Origin of the sequence: Limnohabitans sp., from assembly GCF_046052765.1 — a bacterium.
GTDB lineage: Bacteria > Pseudomonadota > Gammaproteobacteria > Burkholderiales > Burkholderiaceae_C > Limnohabitans.
This window is the reverse complement of sequence record NZ_JAVLFQ010000018.1, coordinates 29,204-51,786: the sequence shown is the minus strand read 5'-3', so window position 1 is coordinate 51,786 and position 22,583 is coordinate 29,204. Positions and strand designations below refer to the sequence as shown.

The 22,583-nt window shown below is 48.5% G+C and carries 24 protein-coding genes and 1 tRNA gene; 18 read left to right on the top strand and 7 right to left on the bottom strand.

All coding sequences use genetic code 11. The annotated features are described in order from the left end of the window. Positions 1 to 452: SWIB/MDM2 domain-containing protein (locus AC9UG7_RS01775; RefSeq protein WP_509583494.1), on the bottom strand; the 452-nt coding region annotated here is incomplete at its 3' end. 435 nt (positions 453 to 887) lie between these two features. On the opposite strand from AC9UG7_RS01775, the gene aceA reads away from it, so the two are divergent. The 11 genes from aceA to AC9UG7_RS01720 all read left to right on the top strand — a co-directional run bounded on the left by aceA (position 888) and on the right by AC9UG7_RS01720 (position 10,674). Further along, positions 888 to 2,210 carry an isocitrate lyase gene (gene aceA, locus AC9UG7_RS01770; protein WP_509583493.1) on the top strand — a complete coding sequence of 441 codons (1,323 nt, stop codon included), beginning with the start codon at positions 888 to 890 and terminating at the stop codon, positions 2,208 to 2,210. 112 nt (positions 2,211 to 2,322) lie between these two features. Further along, positions 2,323 to 4,230 carry a threonine--tRNA ligase gene (gene thrS / locus AC9UG7_RS01765; protein ID WP_509583491.1) on the top strand — a complete coding sequence of 636 codons (1,908 nt, stop codon included), beginning with the start codon at positions 2,323 to 2,325 and terminating at the stop codon, positions 4,228 to 4,230. Positions 4,231 to 4,305: 75 nt separating this feature from the next. Further along, positions 4,306 to 4,905 (top strand): translation initiation factor IF-3, encoded by a 600-nt coding sequence (gene infC, locus AC9UG7_RS01760; protein WP_509583496.1) that lies wholly within the window; start codon positions 4,306 to 4,308, stop codon positions 4,903 to 4,905. An 86-nt stretch (positions 4,906 to 4,991) separates the two neighbouring features. Then, the gene (gene rpmI / locus AC9UG7_RS01755; RefSeq protein WP_509583489.1) at positions 4,992 to 5,195 is read left to right on the top strand and encodes a 50S ribosomal protein L35; all 204 of its coding nucleotides are present in this window, start codon (positions 4,992 to 4,994) and stop codon (positions 5,193 to 5,195) included. 27 nt (positions 5,196 to 5,222) lie between these two features. Next, complete coding sequence (rplT, locus tag AC9UG7_RS01750; RefSeq protein ID WP_509583487.1) at positions 5,223 to 5,582, top strand: 50S ribosomal protein L20; 360 nt, start codon at positions 5,223 to 5,225, stop codon at positions 5,580 to 5,582. A 103-nt stretch (positions 5,583 to 5,685) separates the two neighbouring features. Then, positions 5,686 to 6,714 (top strand): phenylalanine--tRNA ligase subunit alpha, encoded by a 1,029-nt coding sequence (locus tag AC9UG7_RS01745; RefSeq protein WP_509583485.1) that lies wholly within the window; start codon positions 5,686 to 5,688, stop codon positions 6,712 to 6,714. 18 nt (positions 6,715 to 6,732) lie between these two features. Beyond that, the gene (pheT, locus tag AC9UG7_RS01740) at positions 6,733 to 9,162 is read left to right on the top strand and encodes a phenylalanine--tRNA ligase subunit beta (RefSeq protein ID WP_509583483.1); all 2,430 of its coding nucleotides are present in this window, start codon (positions 6,733 to 6,735) and stop codon (positions 9,160 to 9,162) included. Positions 9,163 to 9,175: 13 nt separating this feature from the next. Beyond that, positions 9,176 to 9,508, top strand: coding sequence for an integration host factor subunit alpha (locus AC9UG7_RS01735; RefSeq protein ID WP_509583481.1), 333 nt, complete (start codon positions 9,176 to 9,178; stop codon positions 9,506 to 9,508). 173 nt (positions 9,509 to 9,681) lie between these two features. Next, complete coding sequence (locus AC9UG7_RS01730) at positions 9,682 to 10,125, top strand: MerR family transcriptional regulator (protein ID WP_509583479.1); 444 nt, start codon at positions 9,682 to 9,684, stop codon at positions 10,123 to 10,125. Between the two features lie 36 nt (positions 10,126 to 10,161). Further along, a tRNA-Pro gene (locus AC9UG7_RS01725) sits at positions 10,162 to 10,238 on the top strand. A gap of 58 nt (positions 10,239 to 10,296) precedes the next feature. Then, a complete protein-coding gene (locus AC9UG7_RS01720; protein ID WP_509583478.1) occupies positions 10,297 to 10,674 on the top strand; it encodes a surface-adhesin E family protein in 378 nt (125 codons plus the stop codon). 77 nt (positions 10,675 to 10,751) lie between these two features. On the opposite strand, the gene AC9UG7_RS01715 is transcribed toward AC9UG7_RS01720, so the two are convergent. Then, entirely contained in the window at positions 10,752 to 11,516 is a 765-nt protein-coding gene (locus AC9UG7_RS01715) for an SDR family NAD(P)-dependent oxidoreductase (RefSeq protein WP_509583476.1), read from the bottom strand. Between the two features lie 12 nt (positions 11,517 to 11,528). Continuing rightward, entirely contained in the window at positions 11,529 to 11,963 is a 435-nt protein-coding gene (locus tag AC9UG7_RS01710; RefSeq protein WP_509583474.1) for a YbhB/YbcL family Raf kinase inhibitor-like protein, read from the bottom strand. 160 nt (positions 11,964 to 12,123) lie between these two features. Between AC9UG7_RS01710 and AC9UG7_RS01705 the strand changes: the two genes are divergently transcribed. From AC9UG7_RS01705 to AC9UG7_RS01690, 4 genes are read left to right on the top strand one after another with little or no spacing between them, the layout of a single operon-like run. After that, complete coding sequence (locus AC9UG7_RS01705) at positions 12,124 to 13,797, top strand: formate--tetrahydrofolate ligase (protein ID WP_509583472.1); 1,674 nt, start codon at positions 12,124 to 12,126, stop codon at positions 13,795 to 13,797. An 8-nt stretch (positions 13,798 to 13,805) separates the two neighbouring features. Further along, positions 13,806 to 14,879, top strand: a complete 1,074-nt coding sequence (locus AC9UG7_RS01700) for a cytochrome-c peroxidase (protein WP_509583470.1) — start codon at positions 13,806 to 13,808, stop codon at positions 14,877 to 14,879. A 34-nt stretch (positions 14,880 to 14,913) separates the two neighbouring features. After that, positions 14,914 to 15,312 (top strand): surface-adhesin E family protein, encoded by a 399-nt coding sequence (locus AC9UG7_RS01695; RefSeq protein WP_509583469.1) that lies wholly within the window; start codon positions 14,914 to 14,916, stop codon positions 15,310 to 15,312. Positions 15,313 to 15,319: 7 nt separating this feature from the next. Then, positions 15,320 to 16,201, top strand: a complete 882-nt coding sequence (locus tag AC9UG7_RS01690; protein WP_509583467.1) for an alpha/beta fold hydrolase — start codon at positions 15,320 to 15,322, stop codon at positions 16,199 to 16,201. On the opposite strand, the gene AC9UG7_RS01685 is transcribed toward AC9UG7_RS01690, so the two are convergent. From AC9UG7_RS01685 to AC9UG7_RS01675, 3 genes are all read right to left on the bottom strand, one after another. After that, positions 16,202 to 16,825 (bottom strand): ParA family protein, encoded by a 624-nt coding sequence (locus AC9UG7_RS01685; protein WP_509583465.1) that lies wholly within the window; start codon positions 16,823 to 16,825, stop codon positions 16,202 to 16,204. Between the two features lies 1 nt (position 16,826). After that, positions 16,827 to 17,513 carry a hypothetical protein gene (locus AC9UG7_RS01680; protein ID WP_509583463.1) on the bottom strand — a complete coding sequence of 229 codons (687 nt, stop codon included), beginning with the start codon at positions 17,511 to 17,513 and terminating at the stop codon, positions 16,827 to 16,829. 111 nt (positions 17,514 to 17,624) lie between these two features. Then, positions 17,625 to 19,289, bottom strand: a complete 1,665-nt coding sequence (locus AC9UG7_RS01675; RefSeq protein ID WP_509583461.1) for an L-lactate permease — start codon at positions 19,287 to 19,289, stop codon at positions 17,625 to 17,627. An 83-nt stretch (positions 19,290 to 19,372) separates the two neighbouring features. Here AC9UG7_RS01675 and AC9UG7_RS01670 point away from each other — a divergent pair, with 83 nt between their 5' ends. Next, the gene (locus tag AC9UG7_RS01670) at positions 19,373 to 20,536 is read left to right on the top strand and encodes an acyl-CoA dehydrogenase family protein (RefSeq protein ID WP_509583459.1); all 1,164 of its coding nucleotides are present in this window, start codon (positions 19,373 to 19,375) and stop codon (positions 20,534 to 20,536) included. A gap of 9 nt (positions 20,537 to 20,545) precedes the next feature. On the opposite strand, the gene AC9UG7_RS01665 is transcribed toward AC9UG7_RS01670, so the two are convergent. After that, the gene (locus AC9UG7_RS01665) at positions 20,546 to 21,100 is read right to left on the bottom strand and encodes an NUDIX hydrolase (RefSeq protein WP_509583457.1); all 555 of its coding nucleotides are present in this window, start codon (positions 21,098 to 21,100) and stop codon (positions 20,546 to 20,548) included. A 101-nt stretch (positions 21,101 to 21,201) separates the two neighbouring features. Here AC9UG7_RS01665 and maiA point away from each other — a divergent pair, with 101 nt between their 5' ends. Continuing rightward, positions 21,202 to 21,840 carry a maleylacetoacetate isomerase gene (maiA, locus tag AC9UG7_RS01660; RefSeq protein ID WP_509583455.1) on the top strand — a complete coding sequence of 213 codons (639 nt, stop codon included), beginning with the start codon at positions 21,202 to 21,204 and terminating at the stop codon, positions 21,838 to 21,840. Further along, positions 21,815 to 22,570, top strand: coding sequence for a peptidoglycan editing factor PgeF (gene pgeF, locus AC9UG7_RS01655; protein WP_509583453.1), 756 nt, complete (start codon positions 21,815 to 21,817; stop codon positions 22,568 to 22,570). Before maiA ends, pgeF begins: the two co-directional genes overlap by 26 nt. Positions 22,571 to 22,583: the final 13 nt, after the last annotated feature.

The following is a 22,583-nucleotide window of genomic DNA, read 5'->3' as shown; positions in this document are numbered from 1 at the left end:
AGGTGTTTGCCGATCAGGCTGGCAAGTTCAAACATAGTGACTTGCGCTTTGCCGAAAACTGCTTTGAGTTTGTCGTCGGCATTGATGTTGCGCTTGTTGACCTTGTCTTGCAGATTGTGCTTCTTGATGTAGACCCACAATTTGCTGACAACTTCAGTGCGCGGCATCGGGCTCGAACCGATGACTGCTGCCAATGCGCCGCTTGGTGTCAGCGGTTTCATGAAAGCGGCATTGGGCGTGCGTTTTTTCGCGGGAGCTTTTTTAGCAGCTACTTTTTTAGCGGGTGCTTTTTTTGCCACTGCTTTTTTAGCAGGTGCTTTTGTTGCAGCTACTTTTTTAGCGGGGGCTTTTTTCGCTGGAGCTTTTTTTGCTACGGGTTTTTTCGCAGCAGCTTTTTTCGCGGGAGCTTTTTTCACTGCGGTTTTTTTAGCCGCTTTTTTTGCAGTTGCCATTTTCATTTTCCTTCTAGAAGTGATTGAAATGCCGCCAGGTTCACCTTTTGTCGGCACATATATCCTAAGGGAGAAAACTGATTTTTCATAGCAAAAATCTCGATTTCTCCTCTGAAAACTCAATTTTTTCAGTCTTCTTCGTTTTTCATTGCCTCTCTGGCAACGCTTTTAGCGCCGTGCTCTTCATAAAACGGGATGATTTTTCACAATATGAAATATTAAGCGAATTCCTACCTCATTTATTCATCCGACGAGATCAGTATTTTGTATTTTGTCTTTAAAAACTCTTCTAAGTATCTGATTTTACGAGAGAAAAATATATTCATCTATAAGACACAAGAGCTTGAATATGTCTTATATAAGACATAAAATGAAAGTTCTGATCAGCTGTTATTGGCAGATCTCATGCATTTCAATCAACTCAGGAGTTACAACATGTCCAAAACACCCCAAAGCCGTGATCAGCAAATTGCCGCCATTGAAAAAGACTGGGCCGAGAACCCCCGCTGGAAAGGCGTGAAACGCGGCTACAGCGCCGCAGATGTGGTGCGTTTGCGCGGCAGCATGCATATCGAACATACGCTGGCTCAACGTGGCGCTGAAAAACTGTGGGACAAGATCAACGGTGGCTCCAAAAAAGGCTATGTGAACGCTTTCGGCGCCATCAGTGCAGGTCAGGCCATGCAGCAGGCCAAAGCCGGTCTGGAAGCGGTGTATTTGTCAGGCTGGCAAGTCGCCGCAGACGGCAACACGTCTGAGACCATGTATCCGGACCAGTCTTTGTATGCCTACGATTCTGTGCCCACCATGGTGCGCCGTATCAACAACACTTTCAAGCGCGCCGATGAAATTCAATGGGGACGCGGCATCGAGCCCGGTAACAAAGATTTCATCGACTATTTCCTTCCCATCGTGGCGGATGCAGAAGCCGGTTTCGGCGGGGTGTTGAACGCCTTCGAATTGATGAAAAACATGATTGCTTCTGGTGCCGCCGGTGTGCACTTTGAAGACCAACTCGCGGCTGTCAAAAAATGCGGACACATGGGTGGCAAAGTGTTGGTTCCCACGCACGAAGCTTGCGAAAAATTGATTTCCGCGCGCTTTGCCGCCGACGTCATGGGCGTGCCCACTATCGTTCTGGCCAGAACCGATGCCGAAGCAGCAAACCTCATCACTTCAGACCATGATGCAAACGACAAGCCTTTCCTGACCGGCGAGCGCACGCAAGAAGGTTTTTACCGTGTCAAAAACGGTTTAGAGCAAGCGATCAGCCGTGGTGTGGCATACGCTCCTTATGCAGACTTGGTGTGGTGCGAAACAGGTGTGCCAGACATCGGTTTTGCGCGCGAGTTTGCCCAGGCCGTGCATGCTGCCTGCCCCGGCAAATTGTTGTCCTACAACTGCTCGCCATCTTTCAACTGGAAAAAGAATTTGAACGACAAGCAAATCGCTTCTTTCCAGGAAGATTTGTCTGCACTCGGCTACAAATACCAGTTCATCACTTTGGCTGGCATTCACATCAATTGGTTTAACACCTTCCAATTTGCACACGCTTATGCCAACGGCGAAGGCATGAAGCATTACGTGAACATGGTGCAAGAGCCCGAATTCGCCGCTCGCGAACAAGGCTATACCTTTGTGTCGCACCAGCAGGAAGTCGGCGCCGGTTACTTTGACGATGTGACCACGGTGATCCAAGGCGGTTCATCCAGCGTGAAAGCTTTGTCCGGTTCTACCGAAGAAGAGCAATTCCACTGAGATTGTTCGCTTTAAAAAACCCGGCCTCGGCCGGGCTTTTTTATGGGAAAATCACCGACTGGCATTTTCAGAAAGTAGCGCGGTTGGTTCCGCGCTTTTTAATTTCAGACACATGGTTCAAATCACATTACCTGACGGCTCTTTGCGTGAATTCCCCGGTTCGGTCACGGTTGCCGAACTCGCTGCCTCCATTGGCGCTGGATTGGCCAAAGCCACGTTGGGCGGTAAGGTTGACGGTCAACTGGTCGATGCCGGCTTCAGCATTTCGCACAACGCCAGTGTGTCCATCGTGACCGCTAAGGACGCTGAAGGTCTGGAATTGATTCGCCACTCCACGGCGCACTTGCTGGCTTATGCGGTCAAGTCAATGTTCCCGCAAGCCCAGGTCACCATTGGGCCGGTGATTGAAAACGGCTTTTATTACGATTTTTCATTTGAGCGGCCTTTCACGCCTGAAGATTTGGTGGCGATAGAAAAACGCATGTCTGAGTTGGCATCCAAAGACGAGCAGGTGTTGCGCCGTGTTTTGCCGCGCGATGAGGCCGTGGCCTATTTCAAGTCACTGGGTGAGCATTACAAAGCCGAGATCATCGGCAGCATTCCTGCCGGTGAAGACGTGAGTCTTTACAGGGAAGGGGAGTTTGAAGATTTGTGTCGCGGCCCGCACGTCCCTAGCACCGGCAAGCTCAAGCATTTCAAGTTGATGAAAGTGGCCGGTGCTTACTGGCGCGGCGACAGCAAAAACGAAATGTTGCAACGCATTTACGGCACAGCCTGGGCCAGCAAGGAAGACTTGCAGTTGTATTTAACGCAGCTCGAGGAAGCAGAAAAACGCGACCACCGCAAACTCGGTCGTGAACTTGATTTGTTCCACATCGATGACCACGCACCCGGTTTGGTGTTCTGGCATCCGCACGGCTGGACGCTGTGGCAAATGGTTGAACAGTACATGCGTCAGGTTTACCGTGACAACGGCTATCTGGAAGTGAAAGCGCCGCAAATTCTGGATAAAACCTTGTGGGAAAAAACCGGGCATTGGGACAAGTACCGCGAAAACATGTTCACGACAGAGTCGGAAAAACGCGACTACGCGCTCAAGCCCATGAATTGCCCCGGGCATATTTTGATTTTCAATCAGGGAATCAAGAGTTACCGCGAATTGCCCTTGCGCTACGGCGAATTCGGCCAATGCCATCGCAACGAGCCCACCGGCGGCTTGCACGGCATCATGCGGGTACGAGGTTTCACTCAGGACGACGGGCATATCTTTTGTACCGAGGCGCAAATTCTTGACGAGTGCGTAGCCTACACCTCGTTGCTGCAAAAGGTCTACAAAGACTTCGGTTTCAACGACATCATTTACAAGATCGCCACGCGCCCGGCGCAGCGCATAGGTTCGGACGAAAGCTGGGACCGCGCTGAAGACGCGTTGGTCCAAAGCTTGAAGGCCTCCGGTTGCGACTACATCATTTCACCCGGAGACGGCGCTTTTTACGGTCCGAAAATCGAATACACCTTGAAAGACGCCATCGGCCGCCAATGGCAGTGCGGCACGATTCAGGTTGATTTCTCTATGCCCGAGCGCTTAGGCGCCGAGTACGTGGGTGAGGACGGCGCACGCCATCGGCCGGTCATGCTACACCGCGCGATTGTGGGCAGTCTGGAGCGCTTTATCGGAATTTTGATTGAACAGCACGCAGGCGCGCTGCCGGTTTGGCTGGCTCCCGAGCAAGTCATGGTGCTCAATATCACCGACGCACAGGCTGAATATGCCCTTGATGTGGTCAAAAAGCTGAAAAATCAAGGGTTTAGGGTGAGCAAGGATCTGCGTAACGAGAAAATTACGTATAAAATACGCGAGCATACAATGCAAAAGCTGCCTTACATCCTCGTCATGGGTGACAAGGAAATGGCAGCCGGTACCGTCGCAGTGCGCGCCCGGGGCAATATTGATCTCGGCGTGATGACACTCGAAGCTTTCTCCCAAAAGTTAGCCTCTGACATTGCCTCCAAACAATGATTTTTGTCATTGCTAAGAGCCCCATTGCACGGTGTTTTCAGCTGATTTATCAGTGATTTTTTGAAGGATTGAACCATCGCTACTGAATTCCGCGATCGCCGTCAACGCGAGGAACGCAAACACCGCCTTAACCGGGAAATCATGGCTCCCGAAGTCCGCGTCAGCGGCCCGAACAATGAAGCCATTGGCATTCTGAGTCTTTCTGAAGCACTTCGAATGGCTGGTGAGCTCGATGTGGATCTGGTGGAAATTTCACCAACCGCTGTTCCGCCGGTTTGCAGGTTGATGGATTACGGCAAATTCAAGTACCAGGAACAAAAAAAGGCAGCAGATGCCAAATCCAAGCAAAAAGTGATCGAGGTCAAGGAAATCAAATTCCGGCCCGGCACTGATGACGGCGACTACAACATCAAGTTGCGCAACATCAAACGCTTTTTAGACGATGGCGACAAATGCAAAATCACTTTGCGATTCAGGGGACGGGAGATCACCCACCAGGAAATCGGCATGGCGTTATTGCAAAGAATTCGGGATGAACTGGCCGACTTGATTGTGGTCGAGCAGTTCCCCAAGCTGGAAGGTCGGCAGATGGTCATGATGATCGCGCCGGGCAAGAAAAAACCGGGTAGCGTAGCCAAACCCGCCGCTGAAACTGCTCCGGCAGCGACAGCGTAAAAGGCCACGCAAACAAGTGTCTCGGGGCTAACAAGTCTGCGTCTGGTTCGCAGCGCCTCACGAGCACAAAAAACAGGAGCATACACATGCCCAAAATGAAGACCAAAAGCAGCGCTAAAAAGCGCTTTCGCGTTCGTCCAGGAGGTACCGTCAAGCGCGGTCAAGCCTTCAAACGCCACATCCTAACCAAAAAGACGACCAAGAACAAACGTCACTTGCGCGGTCCTACCGGTGTGCATGAAACCAATATGGGTCACATGGCGCAAATGCTGCCCATGTCTGGCCTGTGATCAACGGACGAACAAGGAGAATTTGATATGCCTCGCGTAAAACGTGGTGTGACGGCTCGCGCCAGACACAAAAAAGTTTTGGCCCTTGCCAAAGGATTTCGCGGTCGCCGCGGTAATGTCTATCGCATCGCCAAAGAAGCGGTGATGAAAGCTGGGCAATACGCCTACCGTGACCGTCGTGCCAAAAAGCGTGTTTTCCGCCAATTGTGGATTGCCCGTATCAATGCAGCAGCCCGTGAATTTGGTATCACTTACAGCCAGTTTGCCAACGGTTTGCGCAAAGCAGCCATTGAGATTGATCGCAAAATGCTGGCTGATCTGGCTGTTCACGACAAAGCAGCCTTTGGTCATATTGTTGATCAGGTCAAGGCCAAATTGGCTACCTGATCCGGCCCTTGAACTATCCGATTTACATCGGGTAGTTTATTGATCCAAGGGGGTTGAGGTTTACATGCTTCAATCCCTTCTTCATTTGTACCAGAGACATGCTATGAACGAGCTCGATTTCTTAGTGAAACAGGCACAGGAACTGTTTGCCTCATGTACCTCGCCTGTTGAGCTTGAAAATGCCAAAGCCCAGTTCTTGGGAAAATCCGGTCAAATCACCGAGCGCATGAAGGGCTTGGCAAAGTTAGATTTAGAAACCAAAAAAAGCCAAGGCGCTTTGATCAATGCAGCTAAGCAGTCCATAGAACTTGCACTTAATCAAAAGCGTCAAGAGATTGCGCATGCAGAGTTAGACGAACAACTCAAGTCCGAAACATTTGATGTAACTTTGCCTGCTGGTTTTCACAGCAAGGGAGGCTTGCATCCAGTTACTTTGAGTCTCGAGCGTATTGAAAATATCTTTTCTTCCATGGGATTTGAAGTGGCCCAAGGTCCTGAAATTGAAACAGACTGGTTTAACTTCACTGCACTCAATACGCCTGAAGACCATCCGGCACGCTCGATGCACGACACCTTTTATGTAGAGGGTGGTTATTTGCTGCGCACTCACACCAGTCCCATGCAAATAAGACATGCAATGGCTCATGTGCAAAAGTACCAGGCTCTGGGCAAAGCTATGCCAGAAATTCGAGTGATTGCCCCGGGGCGTACTTACCGTGTTGACAGCGATGCAACGCACTCGCCCATGTTTCATCAATGCGAGGGTTTATGGATTGGCGAAAACATCAGCTTCAAAGATTTGAAAGTGGTTTTTACTGATTTTTGTAAAACCTTTTTTGAAAACGATGATTTGGTTATTCGTTTCAGGCCGAGCTTTTTCCCCTTTACTGAACCTAGCGCAGAAATTGATATTCAATTCCCTAGCGGTCCGCTGGCAGGTCGTTGGTTGGAAGTCGCAGGCTCAGGTCAAGTTCACCCCAATGTGGTTCGTAACATGGGGCTTGATCCGGAACAATTCATTGGTTTTGCATTTGGCATGGGACCAGATCGCCTCACCATGTTGCGCTATGGCGTCAATGACTTACGCCTATTTTTCGACGGTGATATCCGTTTTCTCAGCCAGTTCCAATGACATCTTCAAGGCAAGTTCATGCAGTTTCCTGAATCCTGGTTGCGCGAATTCTGCAACCCGCCCATCAATACGCAGCAATTGGCTGACACCTTGACCATGGCCGGCTTAGAAGTGGAAGATATTCAAACTGTGTCGCCGTTTTTCAGTCAGGTGGTGGTTGGTGAAATATTATCTGTTGAACAACACCCTGATGCAGATCGTCTAAAGATTTGTAAAGTCAATATTGGCAAAGCTGATTCATTGTCTATTGTTTGTGGCGCTGCCAATGCAAGGCCCGGTATCAAAGTGCCTTGTGCTTTGGTTGGCGCTGAGTTGCCACCTGCAGAAGATGGTAAACCTATATTGATTAAGCTGGGTAAGTTGCGCGGCGTTGAAAGTCAGGGCATGCTGTGTTCTGCTCGTGAATTGAAAATTTCAGAAGATGCTCAGGGCTTATACGAGCTTGGAGCAGAGGCCAAACCAGGCTTAAATATCCGTGAGCATTTGAATTTAGACGACGCATTATTTACGCTCAAACTAACCCCGAATCTTGCTCATTGTTTAAGTGTTTTTGGTGTAGCGCGAGAACTTTCCGCACTCACTGGCAGTCCTTTGTTATCGCCCACATTCAAGGCGGTTGAACCCAATACCCATGAACTGCTGAAAGTAGACGTGCAGGCGCCTGATCTTTGTGGCCGTTTCAGTGGTCGAATTATTCGGGGCTTGAACACAAATATCAAAACACCAGAATGGATGGTTCAGCGTCTGTCCCGCTGCGGGCAGCGCAGCGTCAGCCCTTTAGTAGATATTTCAAACTATGTGATGTTTGAATTCGGACGACCAACGCATATATTTGATTTGAAAAAAATTCATGGAGGATTGACTGTTCGTTGGGGTAACAAGGGTGAATCGCTTGAATTACTCAATGGGCAAACTGTGGCCTTAGACGACAAGGTAGGCGTGATTGCAGATGCACATCAAGTCGAATCGTTGGCCGGTATCATGGGCGGCGCCGCCACCTCTGTGTCAGAAACAACCACTGATATATATGTAGAGGCCGCTTTTTGGTGGCCGACTGCCATTGCAGGAAGATCACGTCGTTTTAATTTTTCCACTGACGCCGGGTACAGGTTTGAACGCGGTGTAGATCCAGCAGGAACTACAGAGCACATAGAACATATTACTGCTTTGATATCGTCAATTTGCCAGACACCTGCAACTCAAATAGGTCCTGTTGATGATCAAATTTTAAATATGCCCACTGCTAAATCGGTATCCATGCGTGTGGGTCGGGCCAACAAAGTACTTGGCACCCAACTTAGCCAGCAAGTCATGTCTGATGCCTTGAAGGGTTTGGGTTTAACAGTTGAAGAATCGTCTGACGTCATCTCTGTCACGCCACCTAGTTACCGTTTTGATTTAAAGATCGAGGAAGATTTGATCGAAGAAGTCGCCCGCATGGTGGGCTTTGATCAGTTGCCCGCAACTCCGCCCAGTGCCCCCATCACGCCCAAGTTAATGTCTGAAAGCCGTCGCAATAGTTTTTCAGTGCGTCGCCATTTAGCTGATTTAGGCTACCAAGAGACTATCAATTTCAGTTTTGTAGAAGCTGGTTGGGAGCATACGCTGGCTGGAAATCCCCATCCTATTCAATTACTCAATCCGATTGCCAGTCAAATGAGTGTCATGCGTTCTTCGCTGATTGGCTCTTTGCTGCAAGTAACTAAATTTAATCTTGACCGCAAAGCCTATGGCGTTAGGATTTTTGAGTTAGGTCGAGTATTCAAGAAAAACAATACAGTGGAGGAGGGGCTACAAACCGTCAAAGGCATAGAGCAACCTATGTACCTCTCTGGTCTCGCATATGGGCCATTACAACCCCTTGGATGGAATGCAAAAGACAAGTCAGTCGATTTTTTCGATGTCAAAGCAGATGTCTGCCATTTAATGTCCAGTCCATCCCTGCAATTTATTGCCGCCAAACACCCAGCTTTGCATCCAGGACGATCTGCACGCATAGAGAAAAATGGCAAAGCAGTGGGCTGGATAGGTGAATTACATCCTCAATGGCGTCAAGAATGGGGTTTCCCCTTGACGCCCGTCGTTTTTGAGCTTTCATTTGACGCCGTTCTTGACCGTCAAGTCCCACAAAGTCAAGCGATCCCACGTTTGCATCCTGTTGAACGAGATCTGGCGATTGTGGTGAGTGAATCTGTCACCCATGAACAATTGATATCTTGTATCAAGGATTCACCCACGCAACAGTTGTTAAAAAATGCGGTATTGTTTGATATTTACCGTCCTCTTAAACCAGATTCTGCCGTCACGATCGGTGAGAAAAGTATGGCTGTTAGACTTTTTCTGCAAAGCGCAAATGAACATACATTGACCGAAGCGCAGATTGAATCGGTAATGAAATCTGTCATGGAAAACTTAGTTAGCAAACTTTCAGCAAGATTGCGCACTTGAAGGAACTATTCAAATGAATCTGTCGTTCGAAACCATTGAAACTCCTGCTTTGACCAAAGCTCAACTTGCAGAATTGCTTTTTCAGCAGATTGGATTGAACAAACGTGAATCCAAGGACATGATTGATGCTTTTTTTGATCTGATTTCCAAGCAATTGGTTGAAGGACAAGATGTCAAGATTTCCGGTTTTGGTAATTTTCAAATCCGTACCAAAGCCCCCCGTCCGGGTCGAAATCCACGCACTGGGGAAACCATTCCTATCAAAGCTCGCAGGGTTGTGACTTTTCATGCAAGCCAAAAACTCAAAGAGCAAATTCAGGGTGTGTCAACTGAAACATCTGAATAAGAAAACTTTATTTGCATTTTTTTCTTGAAAGCGCTTGCTTTGGCGCTGTGAATAATTGCCAGTGTTGGTCTATTTCATTTTTTTGATTAAATTTTGGTTTTTTCATGTCGATATGCTTTGAATGAACGCAGTCTTCGTGTAACCTCTACAGCCCTATCTAACTGATTGTTTTCATGGAGAATTCTCTCCCTTCCATTCCAGCCAAGCGTTATTTCACTATCGGTGAAGTAAGCGATTTATGTGGTGTGAAACCACATGTGCTTCGCTATTGGGAGCAGGAATTTACGCAACTTCGCCCCATGAAAAGACGTGGCAATCGTCGCTATTACCAGCATCATGAAGTTTTGATGATTCGCCGAATCCGAGATCTGCTTTACGAGCAAGGCTTTACGATCAGCGGTGCTCGAAATAAGTTGCAAGAACTGGTGCAAACCGAACGGGATAAAAAGCGGGCGGGAGAGGTCATGCTCAATGGCTTGGAAGAACTTGAAGACAATCTGGCAATGGGTGATGTCAAAGTTGATGATCCTTGGGTGACAGATCTCTCCGAAAATGGCGTCTACAGATTACAGCTTCTGCGCCAGGAATTATTTGAAATCCGCGGGCTTCTCGATTAAATATTAGCAAGGCACAGCTATAATGCAACCTAATTTCGGCGTGTAGCGCAGCCTGGTAGCGCACTTGCATGGGGTGCAAGGGGTCGCGAGTTCGAATCCCGCCACGCCGACCATACTGACTAAGGGTTAGTTCTCACAAGGAACTAGCCCTTTTTTAAATCAATGTTCAATATGAAAAAACTTGCTTTAATATTTTCATTGGTTTGTATATCCAGTCATGCCGAGTGGACTTTGTTGCATACAGATGAAGACAAATCTCAATTTTTTTGGGATCCTGAGACTATCACGGTGGTTGATAGTTTTAAGCGTATTTGGATTTTGAACGAATTAGAAAATGCCAATTCTCAAGGTACAAAATCTTTTCGCTCCGTCGAGGAATATGACTGCGCCAATACAAGTTCAAGGGTAATGCAAATAGCCGCTTTTCGGGGCGGTATGGCGACAGGCCAGTTGCTTGCCAAACAGCAGGGCAGTGGTCAATGGAAAAAAATCAAAGAAGGCACTGTTGAAGAGATGATTCTTCAAAAAGTTTGTGGCATCACACAATAAATCTTCACCTTTAGCTGACCCTGACAATTTTTTATTTGTCACAAATTTTCATCTTGTGATGGGGCATTGACGTTTGTTCATGTAGCAGGTATCCCGCCATAGGTTTGCCATGTAGAGCCAGCAAGCCATCCTGCGTCAACCGGAAGATTGATGCCTGTGATCGCAGTGGCTTGTGGGGAAAGCAAAAAAGCCACTGCAAAAGCCACTTCATGGGGTTCGACAAGTCGCCCCATGGCTGCTTGAGACATCAAATCCTTGGGGTCTCGGTCTCCCCGGTCAATGGCAGCTTGCAGGGCTTGAGTTCTGGTGTATCCGGGCGAAACAGCGTTCACACGCACACCGGTGCGTCCCCATTCCGCAGCCAAACCCGCGGTCATAGAAATGACCGCGGCTTTTGCAGGTGCATAGGCGTGTAAAGGGTTTGAACGCATGCCTGCGATAGACGCGAGATTGACGATGGCCCCATGACCGCGCTTGACCATCGCATGGCCAAACAATGTGCAGCAAAGATAAGTGCCTCTGAAATCTACATTCAAGACGCGTTCCCACTCTGACATGCTGAGTTGATCTGGTGGTAGCCGATTTTGTAATATACCCGCGCTGTTGACGATGCAATCTACGGGGCCGAATCGTGTCTCTATCTCTTGCAGTTTGGACTTGAGTGCTTGCTCGTCAGTGACATCGCAGGCCAAAAATCCTGATGCTTTCTCGTGGCAGACCGATTCCGAATGGGGAAGGTCCATCACGAGCACATTGTGTCCAATATCAATCAAATGTGAGACACAGGCTGCACCGATGCCACTGGCACCTCCGGTGACGAGTGTAAATGAAGATTGTTTCATGTTGGTATGGCGTTATTGGTTACCGATGACACCTTGGAGAATGACAAACTTAGCCGAAAAAGTAGCCTTGGCAGACCCACTAGACAACAGTTTGTTTTCTGCGTTCAGGGCTGAGACATTGAATTGGTATTCGTGGCCGAGTGTAGTGAAATTTTCCGGACAAGGGCCTTTGTATTTGTCGAGGCCACCTGGTTCAATGACATGCTCAGCTGAAAAACCATCTGCCTTTGTGAGCAATGCGCCACCATGGTCTTGCTTGTGGTTGTCTAGATCAACTAATTGAACTTTGAGACTGGTGGTTCCGGGCGGTATATTTTTTAATTTCAATGCCGGCGAGGTGTTGGAGCAATGGTGTGAAATATTCCATCGGAATTCCACTTGCAGTGAATTTTGCGCCCAAGCTGGAGCAACGAAGAAAATAACCAATAAGGCTGAGAGACTTTTCATGGCGTACTCCTGATAATGGCCTATTATTGCCTTAGGCAACCTGTGATTGTTTATGCATGGCCTGCATCTTGCAATGCGTTCATACTCGGGCCAACCCTGTGACAGTAACAGTTGTCTCTGGCGTAAACTCAACGCGTTTAATTTTTTTGGTTGAATGAAGATGCAAAGTGATATTGAGATTGCGCAAGCTGCAACATTAAAACGCATTCCAGAACTGGTGAAAAGTCAACTTGGCATATCTGACGAGCATTTGTATGCTTTTGGTCACCACAAAGCCAAATTGTCATTGAAATACATTGCTGATTTACAGCCTAAAAATAACAGCAAAATTATCTTAGTTACCGCTATTTCTCCCACGCCTGCAGGTGAGGGTAAAACCACTACCACGGTCGGTCTGGGGGATGCGCTTTGCAAAATAGGCAAGAAAAGTTTGATATGTTTGCGTGAACCTTCGTTGGGACCCGTTTTTGGTATGAAAGGTGGTGCGACCGGTGGCGGTATGGCTCAGGTGGTTCCCATGGAAGACATCAATCTGCATTTCACAGGTGACTTTGGTGCCATTGGCTTAGCGCATAACTTGTTGTCAGCCATGCTGGATAACCATATTCATCACGGCAACTCACTGAAGATTGATACCCGTCGCATCAGTTGGAAGCGGGTCATGGATATGAATGACCGTGCTTTGCGTCAAATGGTTGTTGGTTTGGGAGGTACTGCCAACAGTGTGCCCCGAGAGGATGGCTTTGATATTGTGGTGGCCTCTGAAGTCATGGCGATTTTTTGCTTGGCAACCAGTTTGGCAGATCTCAAGCAACGTTTAGGCCGCATTGTGGTGGCCTACAACACCGATGGCGATCCCGTTTTAGCCAGTGATCTGAAGGCCCATGGCGCCATGGCCGCCTTGCTAAGAGATGCTTTTGCGCCCAATATTGCCCAGACGTTAGAAAATAATTTGGCCTTTATTCATGGTGGTCCGTTTGCCAATATCGCGCATGGTTGCAATTCTGTGGTTGCCACCACAACCGCCGCCAAGTTGGCTGATTACGTCGTGACTGAGGCTGGTTTCGGTGCAGATTTAGGCGCTGAAAAATTCATTGATATCAAATGTCGAAAAGCTGATTTGAAACCCTCAGCAGTGGTTCTGGTCGCCACTGTGCGAGCGCTTAAATACCATGGCGGTGTCGCTGTCAAGGAATTGGGCACAGAGAATTTACCCGCCCTTGAAAAAGGCATGGTCAATTTGCAAAAGCATTTGCACAATATTCGTACACATTATGGTTTGCCCTGCGTGGTTGCTATCAACCACAGAACCGAAGACACTCCCGCAGAAATAACCATGCTGGAAAAAGCTTGCGCCGCCTATGACGTTCAGGTGGTCGTTGCCAGACATTGGGCGCAAGGCGGTGCGGGTGCGGTGGATCTTGCGCATGCAGTTGTTGCTTTGTGTGATCAGCCTAACCACTTTCAATATGTTTACGATGAAAAAGAGAGTTTGTGGGACAAAGCTCAAACGATTGCCCGCAAAATCTACGGGGCACAAGGTATTTCAGCGGATGCCAAAGCCAAGACATTGATAGATAAATTACAAGAACAGGGTTATGGCCATTACCCTGTTTGTATTGCCAAAACCCAGTATTCTTTTTCCACCGATGCCAAAGCGCTTGGTGCGCCTTCGGGTCATACATTACATATTCGTGAAGTCCGCCTTGCAGCGGGTGCAGAATTCGTCGTCTTGGTTTGTGGTGATGTCATGACCATGCCAGGGCTTCCTAAAATTCCGTCAGCGCATGCCATCGATATTGATGCAGATGGCAATATTGTGGGTTTGTTTTAGAGGTACTTATGAAAAATTCAAATGTATGGCTCACCGGGTTTTCCATCGTTTCTGTGTCTCTTGTTCTTGCGTGGTCTTTACCTTTGCCTGCACTGTCTGACAACGCAGACAAGGCACTGATAGAAAAAGCAAATACGCTGTTCAAGCCGTTGCCCGCATCTTCTGCACTGGATAACAGTGAACTCGCACCCACAAGAGTTGCTCTGGGTAAAGCCTTATTTTTTGAAACTCGCGTTTCCTCAGATGGGAGATTAGGTTGCGCCACGTGTCACAACCCCGCCTATCACGGCGCAGATGCCTTGGCATTGTCTGTTGGTATCCACGGCAAAGTTCTTCCCAGAAACGCGCACACCGTTTTCAACACTTCATTATTGATGGCGCAGCACTATGGTGGAAACAGGGCGACTGTAGAAGAGCAAGCGTTCAAAGCATTGCTCAGTCCTGTAGCGTATGGAAACACTTCGAATGAGCAAGTTGAAACCAAGTTGATTAAACTGGGCTACGAGCCTTTGTTCAAAGCGGCCTATCCTGGTGATGAAAAAGCGGTGAGTGTTGAAAATTGGAGCAAGGCTATTGGTGCTTTTGAGCGGACCTTATTAACACCTTCACCTTTTGATAAATTTTTAAAAGGCGATGCCCAAGCTTTGTCAAAAACGGCCAAACTGGGATTGGAAAAATTCATCAATGTGGGATGTGCTGGATGTCATAACGGTGTGACTGTGGGTGGCCAGTCGTATCAAAAATTCGGCATTACCCAGGATTACTGGACAGTCACTGGCAGTACCCCTAAGGACGCTTTCAACGGTTACGACAAAGGTCGCTTCCATGACACCAAGAACGAGGCAGACGCTTTCATGTTCAAGGTCCCTCAGTTGCGCAATGTGGCTGTGACCGCGCCTTATTTTCACGATGGCTCAGTTGCTACCCTGCCGCAAGCGGTTCGTGTGATGGCTCAACTGCAACTGGGCAAGCAATTGTCAGATGACGATGTGATGCAAATTGTCAGTTTTTTGGAGTCTCTGACAGGTAACATTCCCGAGGATTTTGCTAAGGTTCCTCGTTTGCCTGCAGCGCCGCATTGATCATTTGTTGACTTCCACTAACTGACTCATTGAGATGCGTTGTTTAAGCGTTGTTTTGTCTTTGTCTGGATTTTTTATACCAGCGATTGCCCAAGCGGAGTGGACGTATTTGTCAAGCGCAGACGGTGATACGGTGTTGTTAGACAAATCAACACTCGTACAAAATAAAAACCGAAATTCAACCATTTGGATGTTGACAAATTTCGGTAATCCCACCGCTCAAGATGTGTTGTCAGTCGCGAAATGGGTGGAGTTTGACTGTGACCATAACCGATACAGGTATCTGGCAGTTTATGGTTACGAAGGACAAATGCAAACCGGCGCCAAACTCATCAACCTTCCCAAACCTTCTCTCTGGGACAAGACCAAATTTGGTACGGTTTTAAAAAATATCCAACTCATTGCCTGCTTGCGCGGTCCTTTACTGAGGTGAATTTGACATGCAAATGAACTTTATAGAAAGCCCTTTATTGCGCATAGGGTATCGAGAATGGAATCCGGATGCCAAACGTTGTATCGTTTTGGTCCATGGCTGGCCTGACAGTATGCGTTGCTGGCATCATGTCGTGCCACATTTGGTTGATGCTGGTTACAGGGTCATTGCACCTGCCTTGCGAGGCTTTTTACCCACCACTTTTTTGTCTGAATCTACCCCTCGAACCGGTCAGTTAGCTGCGCTTGGCAGAGACATGATCGATTTTGTCCATGGTTTGAATTTGGAGCAACCTGTATTGGTAGGCCACGATTGGGGGGCCCGTGCGGTAGCCAATGCCTGCGGATTGCTTCCTGGCATTGCCAGTCATATGGTGATGATTTCAGTAGGGTATGGCACCAATGATCCGTCTCAGTCTTTGAGCATGGAGCAAACCCAGCTGTACTGGTACCACTGGTTCATGGCCACAGAGCGCGGTAAGCGAACAGTTCGTGAAAACGGTAAAGCGTTCGCTCAACGCATGTGGGATACATGGGCACCCAGCGGTTGGTATTTGCCTGACGAATTCGAACAAACCGCCATGGCATTCAATACGCCTGATTGGGCAGAAGTGACCCTGCATTCTTACCAGCACAGGTGGGGCCATGCGCCGTCTGACCCTTATTACGATGCAGATGAAAAAAAGCTGTTTCCTGCCCCTTTACTTGACGTGCCTACATTGATGTTGCACGGAGAACAAGATGGCGTCAGTTTGCCAGCGACTTCCGCCCAAAAAGAGCAGTTTTTTAAATCTCGTTATGAAAGAAAACTATTGCCTGGCGTTGGACATTTCCCTCAAAGGGAAGCGCCTGTGAAAGTGGCACAAGCCATATTGGAATTTATCAAGTAATTAGCTTTCAAGCCAATCGCATATGACTTGCCATTGTTGCAAGTCTTTTTCAACCTTGCTTGGTGTGATATCAAACAGACTCAAGCCATGGGCAGCCAAGTGCAGGTAATACTGTGTATCGCGTAAATAGCCGATGATGGGTACATTAAGACCCGCCATGAATTCACGTAACTTACCGGCCGCAATGGTTCTTTCGTCTACCCGCATTCCGATGATGCCCAATTTGGTTTTTCCAAGCTTGGTTATTTCATGTACTTGTGAAATAAACGCCTGTGACGCATACATATCAAATATGCTGGGCATGATGGGAATAAGCAATTTGTCAGCCCTAGAGATGACTTCCTTGAACCGCCACCCTCCCAATCCACCTGGCGTGTCGATCACGACGTGGGTGGTCCCGCGTGGGGGCTTTGCCGTTAAGACCAGATCGGCTTGAAGCTCCCAAGTAGAGATACGGTTGGTTTCAGCAGGGCGTAAATTCAGCCATAAGCGCGAGGATTGCTGTATGTCTGCATCTCCCAGCATGACGGAATTTCCGCGCGAAGCAAAATAGCCCGCCACATTGGTCGACAGGGTAGATTTTCCAGAACCCCCTTTGGGGTTGGCTATCACTATCACTGGCATATCAAGACAAATCCCAACCTTTTCCGTTTCTGCAATAGGTTAACGCCTGGTTATACAAGGCTTGACCGGATGGATTACCTTTAATGGACATCAAGTAGTTTTTCAAGGGCATCATATCTGTAGAACGGGCACAGTCAAAACCTCGACCAAGTTCTCCATTGAAATGAAGAACGACATGGCCATTGGCTTGAACCCGTTTATAAGCCGCACCCAAAAAAGCCACGGCGCATGCTGATTCACATTGCTGGCCTTCGGTCACAATCAATTCAAGCGATTGTGATTTAAACCATTGCCCCAATTGAATGCCAAGCATTAACTCACCTTGAGCCGAATTCATATAAACGGGAGTCACCAAGCGAATACCATTTTTTCGAATACAAGGTTTCACATTCTGTAACAGGCTGTTGATTCCTGACAGGGCACTGCTGTCTAAGTAGCCCGAGAACTCAACCACGTCCAATGAGCCTGACATGCATTCAGGGTATTTCAATCGGCTGTGTCTGGCCTCGAAACGGTCACCATAAACAGAACTGACCAACTGCATTTGAGATTGCGGGTATCCGTAATTGCTGGACCCCATGACTACTTGGTAGGGAACCGCTTCCATGCTGGCCTGGCGAGGATTGACACAGCCGATCAACATGATCAGCAGCAGTGCCAAGATTCTTGAAATAGTGAGGTTCTTCATGGGCGGCCTTGGATAAATGGATGACAAATAGTCACCACAAATGGTCGACACCGGAAGTAAAAACTTGAGCATTGGCAACCGTCACCGGGACGGTTGCTGCTGGCCTCAGGCTTAATGGACAACCATCAAAGTAAATGGATATACATAAGCTTGCAAGGTAACTAATATGCCCACCAGACAAGCCAATGCGATGGAATGGAAAAACACATAACGCAGGATTTCGCCTTCATGGTTGAACCAACGCGTGGCAGTGGATGCCACGACGATGGACTGTGCGTCCACCATCTTGCCCATCACACCGCCCGAACTGTTGGCCGCACCCATTAAATTGGGCGACAGACCAAGTTGCTCGGCCGCGACTTTTTGCATACCACCAAAAAGTACGTTAGAGGCCGTGTCGGAACCTGTCAATGCGACACCCAGCCAGCCCATCAAGGTGCCAAAGAACGGGTACAGCACGCCGGTGTTGGCAAATGCCAAACCAAGGGTAGTGTCTGTTCCGGAATAGCGTGTCAGTGAGCCCAGTGCAAGCATCAGCACAATGGTAAGCAGTGAATAACGCACCAACCACAAGGTATTGAAAAAGATACGAACCAATTGCAATGGGTTGTACTTCATGACCAGACCGCCCACAATGGCAGACAACAGAATGCCAGTGCCTGTGGCAGACAAAAGATTCAGTGTGTAAATAGCAGCTTCTGTTTTAGGTGAAGGCACCACAGGCGGTATTTTTTCAATCAGATTGTGTAAGCCTTCCAAAGGAAACTTGGGCGCAAAAATGCTGTTCCAGAATTCCTTGACGGGTGGGAGTCCCCAAATAAAAATGAATACCGTCAAAATCGCCCAGGGCATCCATGCGCGAATCACGTCTGCGCGGGAATGTGTAGGGTGAACTTGGGAGGTCGGTTGGGCATCGCCGCCATCGACTTCATGGCCCTTCAGAGACACGGATCTCCAAATTTCAGCGGGTTGCCAGACCTTTAAAAATGCGACCAAGCATGACATTGACACCACAGCCGCGATCACGTCAACCAACTCAGGGCCTATGTAGTTGGAAACCAAAAATTGCATGATGGCGAAACTGGCGCCTGTGACCAAAATAGCAGGCCAGACTTGCATCATTGCGCGTCGACCGGCAAAAGCCCAAATCAGCCAAAAGGGCACAAGCAATGAGAAAAAGGGCAATTGGCGACCGACCATGGCTGAGACTGCCATGGCGTCATATCCATGCACTTTCGCTAAGGTCAAAATAGGCGTGCCTAAGGCGCCAAATGCGACGGGTGCTGTGTTGGCGATCAGTGACAGGCCAGAGGCAGCCAAGGGCGAGAATCCCAGGCCAATCAAAATAGCGGCGGTGACTGCAACAGGTGTACCAAAGCCGGCAGCACCCTCGAAGAACGCCCCAAAAGCAAAGGCGATCAACAGTAATTGCAGTCGACGGTCTTCCGTAATGCCCGCAATAGAGTCTTGCAAAATCTTGAAACTACCGTTTTGTTCGGTCAGCTGATGCAGAAAAATAATATTGAGCACGATCCAGCCGATGGGCAACAAGCCAGTGAGGCCACCAAACAGGGCTGCATTTGCAGCCATGCTGACTGGCATGCCATAGGTGAATACGGCTACAAGCAAAGCTGCAATCAGCCCGGCAGCTGCTGCAATATGCGCCTTCATATGCAAAAAACCCAAACCCACTAACATGACTACAACAGGTACAGCAGCCAATAAAGTGGATAAAACCATGCTACCCATTGGGTCGTATATTTGTTGCCAGGTCATGAGGGAACTCCCGTACAGAAAAATCGAAATTATAAGAAGATCAACTCTAGGGTTTTCCCATAGTATTTTGAAGTGAGAAACAAATGATTGAACGAACACTTTTCAGCACGGATCACGAATCATTTCGTGACAGTTTTCGCCGCTTCATGGATGCTGAAATTGCTCCCTTTCACGCAGCTTGGGAACAACAAGGCTATGTGGACAAGCTTGTGTGGCGAAAAGCAGGTGAACTTGGCTTTCTGAATATGAGTATGCCGTCAGCATACGGTGGCGCGGACGCGGATAAATTGTTTTCAGTGATCCAAATCGAAGAACTGAGTGCTGCCGGGTTCAGCGGTATAGGTTTTGGTTTGCATTCAGAAATAGTGTCACCTTATATCTTGCACTATGGAACAATCGCTCAAAAAGACAAATACATGCCGCTTCTCTCAAGTGGCGCCATGGTTGGTGCTATCGCCATGACAGAGCCTTCAGCAGGCAGTGATTTGCAGGGTATCAAAACGACAGCGAGCCTACAAGCCGATGGCAGTTATGTATTGAACGGTAGCAAAACTTACATTACCAACGGGTGGCATTCGGATCTGGTCATCGTGGTTGCCAAAACGAATCCTTCGGCAGGCGCCAAAGGAACCAGCCTTTTCCTTCTCGAAGCAGGGACAACAGGTTTTAGCAAAGGCAAACCTCTGCATAAACTGGGATTAAAAGCACAAGACACATGCGAATTATTTTTCGATAACCTTCGATTACCCGCAGACAGTTTGCTTGGGGGCAACGACTTTCTTAACAAAGGTTTTATTTGTTTGATGGAGCAGTTGCCTTGGGAGCGTTTACAAATTGCTATTGGTGCAGTCGCGGCTTCCCAATCAGCCATTGAATGGACGCTGGACTTTGTCAAACAGCGTCAGGTATTTGGTCAACCACTTGCTTCATTTCAAAATACAAGGTTCAAGCTGGCTGAATTACAAACTGAGGTGCAGATCGCTCGTGTATTCGTTGACAAATGCACAGAACTATTGATGCAGGATAAGCTGGACACAGCCACGGCCAGTATGGCGAAATATTGGACAACCGATTTGCAGTGCAAAGTCATGGATGAATGTGTGCAACTGCACGGTGGCAGTGGCTTCATGTGGGAATATCCGATCACACGTGCATACGCTGACGCGCGTGTGCAGCGTATTTATGGTGGAACCAATGAAATCATGAAAGAAGTCATTACCCGCAGCATGGGGCTGGGTTCGAAATAAGCAACTATTTCAGTTGATTGACAGGGTATGTAACTCAAAGTTGTTTTTGGCGCGATCTGAAAAATAACAACGTAATGTTTCTTTGACCGTTCTAAAGGCCAGATCGTCCCAAGGAATGTCAGCCTCGTTGAACAAACAGGCTTCCTGGGTTTCGTGACCGGGGTTGAATACAGGGCTTTGCAATGAAGCCCGAAAAAAGAAATGCACCTGTCCTACGCGGGGAACATCAATGATGCTGAACAAGTCCTGCATTTCTATGATTGCGCCAGCTTCCTCATCGGTTTCCCTGGCAGCACCCTCAGCCAGGGTTTCGCGCAGTTCCATGAAACCTGCTGGCAAGGTCCAAAACCCTTTGCGAGGCTCAATATTGCGTTTACAAAGTAGTATTTTGTCTTCCCATACTGGAATCGTTCCCACCACATTCAACGGGTTTTCATAATGCACGGTGTGACAAGACGGACAGACAGCACGCAAGCGCGTGTCACCGTCGTCGGGCAAACGCCTCACCACAGCAGAGCCGCAGTTTTTGCAGTGTTTGATGGATACCTGGCCTGTATGCGTCATAAGTGGGTGAAAGTTTGAATCAGTCTGCTGCAACAATGACGTGAGTTTAGGTGAGTCTTCACCCCAATCTTGAAAGCACTAAACAGCGTTATCCTAAGGCCATGAAACTTCACAATTACTTCAGATCATCTGCTTCATTCAGGGTCAGGATAGCCTTGGCCCTGAAAGGCTTGCCTTATGACTATTTGTCAATCCATTTAGCCAAAGGTGAGCAGTTGCAAGACAGTTTCACTCAACTCAATAGCGATGCACTTGTACCCATGCTTGAAATTGATGGATTGCGCTTGACGCAATCGCTGTCAATCATTGAGTATCTGGAAGAAACCCGCCCATTGCCAGCTTTATTGCCCAAGGATGCGGCTGGACGGGCCAGGGTCAGGGCTTTGGCGCAGTCTATTGCCAGTGAAATTCACCCCTTAAATAATTTACGGGTGTTGAAATACCTCAGCCATACCCTGAAACTGGATGAGGAAAGCAAAAACGTCTGGTACAGACATTGGGTTCGCCAAGGCTTACTGGCTTTTGAAAAACAACTCAGTGCTTCGCCTGCGGGCTCTTACTGCCATGGCGATTCGCCAACCATGGCTGATTGTGCTTTGGTGCCGCAGATATTCAATGGTCAACGGTTCAAGGTGGATTTCACGGGACTAGACAAAACCATGTCTGTTTTCAATGCTTGCATGGAACTGACCGCTTTCCAACAATCACAGCCCAGTGCTTGCCCTGACTTTGAAGCTTGAACTACCTGATTGGCCAGGCGCCCGCCTGTATGGCAGTACCCGTCAGGGCGGTGTTTCGGTTGGCGCCTACCAAAGCTTGAATCTGGGTGACCATGTGGGCGATGACCCCGCCAAAGTCACCGAAAATCGGCGCCGTGTGGCCAAGACATGGGGCGTCAGGCCAGTGTTTATGCGACAAGTGCATGGCACACAACTGGTTTGTATTGATCACACGACCGAGCATGAAACACCTGAGGCGGATGTTTGTTGGAGCACAAAGACTGGATTGGCCTGCACCATCATGGTGGCTGATTGCCTGCCCGTGCTTTTTTACCAGCCCCAAGCCCGTGTGGTAGCTGCCGCCCATGCAGGTTGGCGTGGCTTGGCATCTGGGGTGTTGGAAACCACACTGGACATGCTGGCGGCTTTCGGGTCAGTGAAAGAGTTAAGGGTTTGGTTGGGGCCTTGCATAGGCCCGTCGGCGTTTGAAGTTGGTCAAGAGGTGAGGGCGGCATTGTGTTTGGAAGACGCCACCGCAACGGCTTGGTTCAAGCAAGCGGCACAGCCAGGAAAATATTTGGCTGATCTGGCTGGTATTGCCCGTCACCGCTTGCATCAGTCAGGTGTAGAGGAGATTCAAGGCAATGACAGCACCCCTGTGTGGTGCACGGTCACACAAAAGGATTTGTATTTTTCACATCGCCGTGACCGAGTCAGTGGAAGGTTTGCCGCAGCTATTGCATTAGTTTGATGTTTGTCAGTGA